This is a genomic window from Parvibaculum sp. (genome assembly GCF_035325945.1).
Lineage (GTDB): Bacteria > Pseudomonadota > Alphaproteobacteria > Parvibaculales > Parvibaculaceae > Parvibaculum.
In genome coordinates, this window is record NZ_DAOKYX010000049.1 from 1 (window position 1) to 4,883 (window position 4,883).

4 protein-coding genes are annotated in these 4,883 nt (G+C 65.7%); 3 read left to right on the plus strand and 1 reads right to left on the minus strand.

Annotated elements, in window-relative coordinates:
* Positions 1–565, minus strand: a 565-nt coding sequence (locus tag PKA57_RS14460; RefSeq protein ID WP_324301783.1) for a porin, incomplete at its 3' end; no start/stop codon positions are given.
* Between the two features lie 716 nt (positions 566–1,281).
* On the opposite strand from PKA57_RS14460, the gene PKA57_RS14465 reads away from it, so the two are divergent.
* From PKA57_RS14465 to PKA57_RS14475, 3 genes are all read left to right on the plus strand, one after another.
* Entirely contained in the window at positions 1,282–1,821 is a 540-nt protein-coding gene (locus PKA57_RS14465; RefSeq protein ID WP_324301785.1) for a DUF3576 domain-containing protein, read from the plus strand.
* 110 nt (positions 1,822–1,931) lie between these two features.
* Complete coding sequence (gene leuS, locus PKA57_RS14470) at positions 1,932–4,571, plus strand: leucine--tRNA ligase (RefSeq protein WP_324301786.1); 2,640 nt, start codon at positions 1,932–1,934, stop codon at positions 4,569–4,571.
* Positions 4,510–4,883 (plus strand): hypothetical protein (locus PKA57_RS14475; RefSeq protein ID WP_324301788.1); only part of this gene is annotated, 374 nt, incomplete at its 3' end. The genes leuS and PKA57_RS14475, both read left to right, overlap by 62 nt.

The window sequence follows — 4,883 nt, forward strand, 5'->3', positions numbered from 1 at the left end:
CGCCGAGCTGGAAGCCGGCGAGACGCGGCGTGAAGTAGCTGACCTTGTTCGCGTCGGTCGCCATGAGCGAGAAGGTCGAGGTGCGGACTTCCGCAACGCCCGTCGCACCGAACGCGCGCGACACGCCGTTGTAGATGTTCGGCGAGTCGACGCCGTTGCCCGGCACGAACCAGGGCGACGTGTAGTGCATCTTGTAGGCGGCGCCATCCGTGCCGCCGATTTCGAAGCGGCCGAAACCACCCTCGAGATAGGCGAAGAGCTGACGGAAGGACGACCAGGACTGGTTCGTGTTGTTCCAGTCGTTGCCGAGCTGGAGCTTCGCATCGACGCCGGCGACGAGGCCGTTGTCCAGCGTGCCTTCGGCCTTGATGTCGATGTTGCGGGCGACGACAGCGACCTTCGTGCTGTTGAAGGTAGTCGTGCCGACGTTGTCGGCGTCGATGACGTAGAAGCCCGTGACGACGTTGCCGCCGACCGTGACCTTCAGCGGGTCGCTCGCAAGCGCCGGGCCGGCGAGAAGGCCAGCGGTGACCAGAGCGGTCGTCCCAAGGAGTATCTTTTTCATGTGTTCCTCGCAGTGTCAGCGTTTAGCTGTTCAGTTTTACGAGCCAGCGGAAAGCGCTTTAGGATCCGTGGTCGCATTCATCGCCGGGCCGACTGAAACTGCCCCCCGAGCGCATGGGCTGATTAATCCCGGGGTAAGCCTTTCCGTCAAGCCGAGGCGCCCCCTTCCGAGTTTGAATGTCGGCGCATGTTGCGGAAAGGGCACAAGTCATTAAATGAGAGGGCGCAAGGCTTTACCGGCGATGCCCGAAGCCACATGAGAAGAAGGGGGGCCGGGAAAGCCCCTTTTTCGGCGCCTCGGCGAAAGGTCTCTGGCGATTTGTGCTTTTGATGTCACAGATCCCGAAACTCGATTCCGGCGTGGCCTCCGGCGCCGCCATTGCGCGGGCCGGGCCTTGCTCGCTATAAGCGTGGGCGGCCGCTTTTGTCCGTCCCGGGCCTGGAATTTACTTGCTCCGCCGAATGGAGTTGGGCAAGAACGAACGGATGGCATGATCGGCCGGCGCAGGGATCGAAACGGGCTCGAAAAGCCCATGCGCAGCCGGTCCCGGCGGGGTTGAGGGGGCCGCTTCTGGCGGAACCATCCGCCGAAGGCGGGGAAATCGGGTCGTAACGCGAGAGGCTTGCCGTAAATCGATGACCAATGATTCAAATGTGCGCGTGGCACGCGAAGTCGGTGCGTCCGCCAGGACCTTGCCGGCCGGAGCGGGCAGGAGCATGCGGAACCTTGCGACCGCTTTCGCCATGGCCGGGCTGATCGGGCTTGGCGGCTGCGGCGCCTTCAAGGGCGGGGAGTCGCGCTATCCGAGCACGGAAGGCACGGGGCCGACCAATCCCAACCCGACCGGCGAACGCCAGACCATTTTCGGCTCGGACGGCATCACCCTTTTCGGCGGCGACAGCAAGGCCGATCAGGGCACCGGCATCGGCATCAACAGCTTCCTCTGGCGGGCCTCGCTCGACACGATCTCGTTCATGCCGCTGACCTCGGCGGACCCCTTCGGCGGCGTCATCATCACCGACTGGTATCAGGACCCGAAGACGCCGGGCGAGCGCTTCAAGCTCACCATCTACATCATGGATCGCCGCCTGCGCGCCGATGGCGTGAAAGTCGCGGTGTTCCGCCAGACGAAGGACGCCAAGGGCGGCTGGGTCGATGCGGCCACCGATCCGGCGACCGGAACGCGCATCGAGAACGCGATCCTCGTGCGCGCCCGCCAGCTTCGCATGCAGAACATCGAAGCCGGCCAGAAGTAACTCACGGGGCCCGGCTCCGGGCCCTCCCAGCATCCGGGGAGCCGTGATCGCCGCTCGAGAAACGGCGATGGCGGCTCGTTTCCGGATATTCAGACAGTGCCCAGCAGACGATGTCGACACGCTACAACGCCCGTGCCAGCGAACCGAAATGGCAGAAGATCTGGGAAGATCGACAGAGCTTCCGTACACGGAACGATGATCCGCGTCCGAAATACTATGTGCTCGAGATGTTTCCCTACCCTTCGGGCCGCATCCATATCGGCCACGGCCGCAACTATGTGATGGGCGACGTCGTCGCGCGTTTCAAGCGCATGAAGGGCTTCAACGTCCTGCACCCGATGGGCTGGGACGCCTTCGGCCTGCCGGCGGAAAACGCCGCCATGGAGCGCAAGGTCCATCCGAAGGAATGGACCTATGAAAACATCGAGGCGATGAAGGCGCAGCTCAAGCTGCTCGGCCTCTCGCTCGACTGGAGCCGCGAGATCGCGACCTGCGACCCCTCCTATTATGCCGAACAGCAGAAGATCTTCATCGAGTTCCTGAAGCACGGCCTCGTCTATCGCAAGGAGAGCGAGGTCAACTGGGACCCCGTGGACAATACCGTGCTTGCCAACGAGCAGGTGATCGACGGGCGCGGCTGGCGCTCCGGCGCGCTGGTCGAGCGGCGGCGCCTCGCGCAATGGTTCTTCCGCATCACCGCCTTCGCCGACGAGCTTCTCGCCGCGCTCGACGACCTGCCGCGCTGGCCGGAAAAAGTCCGCACCATGCAGAAGAACTGGATCGGCCGTTCGGAAGGCGCGCGCGTCTTCTGGCCGCTGGAAGGCGTGCCCGGCGATCCCGCATACCGGCTCGAGATCTACACCACCCGGCCCGACACGCTCTATGGCGCTTCCTTCTGCGCGCTGTCGCCCGATCACCCGCTGACGCGCAAACTCGCCGAAAACGATGCCGGGCTTCAGGCCTTCATCGCCGACTGCAAGCATGTCGGCACGAGCGCCGAAGCGATCGAGACGGCGGAGAAGAAGGGCTACAGAACCGCGCTGCGCGCCCGCCATCCCTTCATCGAGGGCGCGACGGTGCCCGTCTATGTCGCCAATTTCGTGCTCATGGACTATGGCACGGGCGCGATCTTCGCCTGCCCCGCTCATGACCAGCGCGACTTCGACTTCGCGAAGAAATACGGCCTGCCGATCCTGCCCGTCGTCGCGCCGAAGGATGTGGCCGCCGATGCCGGGAAGCGCGCCGCCTGGGCCGCCGCTCTGCCCGCGGGCGACGAGGCCTATACGGATGACGGCGTCGCCATCAATTCAGGCTTCCTCGACGGGCTCGATGTCGAGGCCGCCAAGCGTGCGGCCATCGAACGGCTGAAAGCAGATGGCGCGGGCGAAGGCACGGTCAATTTCCGCCTGCGCGACTGGGGCGTGTCGCGCCAGCGCTACTGGGGCTGCCCGATCCCGATCGTTCATTGCGAGGCCTGCGGCCCCGTGCCGGTGCCGGAGAAGGACCTTCCGGTCGAGCTGCCGGAAGATGTGAGCTTCGACGTGCCGGGCAATCCGCTCGACCGCCATCCGACCTGGAAGCATGTCGATTGCCCGCAATGCGGCAAGCCCGCGCGGCGCGAAACCGACACGATGGACACTTTCGTCGATTCCTCCTGGTATTTCGCGCGCTTTGCGAGCGAGCCGGGATCGGCGCCGCTCGGCAGGGAGGCGGCCGACCACTGGCTGCCGGTCGATCAATATATCGGCGGCATCGAGCACGCGATCCTGCATCTGCTCTATGCGCGCTTCTTCACGCGCGGGCTGGAGAAATGCGGGCGGCTTTCGGTGAAGGAGCCCTTTGGCGGCCTCTTCACGCAGGGCATGATCATCCACGAAACCTACAAGGACACGGAAGGCCGCTGGCTCTTCCCCGAGGATGTGGAGCGCGGCGAGGACGGCAAGGTCCGCAAGATCGCGGACGGAACGCCCGTGACGGTCGGCGCGCCCGAGAAAATGTCGAAGTCGAAGAAGAACGTGGTCCCGCCGGAGGTCGTCGCCGACAGCTATGGCGTCGATTGCGCGCGCTGGTTCATGCTTTCCGACACGCCCCCCGAGCGCGACAGCGAGTGGACGCAGGGCGGCGTCGAGGGCGCCTGGCGGCTCGTCCAGCGCATCTGGCGCCTCGTGGGCGAGGCGGGCGAACGCGCCCGGCTGATCCCCCCGGCCGGCACGCCGAAGCCGGAAAGCTTCTCGGCCGAGGCCGAGGCGCTGCGCCGGGCGGTCCATCAGGCGATCGCCGCGATCGACGAGAATATCGAGGCGCTGCGCTTCAACGTGGCCGTGGCGAACGTCTATGAACTGGTGAACGCGGTCGCATCGGCGGCGGGCACGGCCTCATGGAAGGCCGAAACCTTTGACCGCTCGCTGGGCTGGGCTTTCCGGGAGGCGCTCGAAACGCTGGTGCTCCTCATCGGGCCCATGATGCCCCACCTTGCCGAGGAGGCCTGGCAGACGCTTGGCCATGACGCGCTTCTCGTCGACAGCGCATGGCCGGTTGCCGACCCTGCCCTCCTCGTGGAAGACTCCATCACCATCGCGGTTCAGGTGAACGGCAAGCGCCGGGACGAACTCACCATTGCCCGCGACGCCGATCAAGCGACGGTCGAGCGCGCCGCGCTCGCCCTCGAGAAAGTGGAGAAGGCCATCGATGGGAAAGCCGTCCGCAAGGTCATCGTCGTACCGGGCAAGATCGTCAACATCGTCGTCTGAGCGCCGAGCCGCGCGCCTTGCCGCCGTCATCCTGCTGGCGGCGCTGACCCCGCTTGCGGGCTGCGGCTTCGCGCCGCTTTATGGCGAGCGCGCCGGGACAGAGGCCACTGTCTCGAAGCTCGCCAGCGTCGATGTCTCCGTCGCCGAGACGGCGCTCGGCCGGACGCTCAAATACAGCCTCCTCGACCGGTTGTCGGAGAGCGGCGCCGCACCGGCCGGGGCCGCCTACCAGCTCGAGCTCGCCCCGACGAGCTATTCGCAGGACGTCGCCATCCAGCAGAACGCCGCCGTCACCCGCGCGAATTTCGTGCT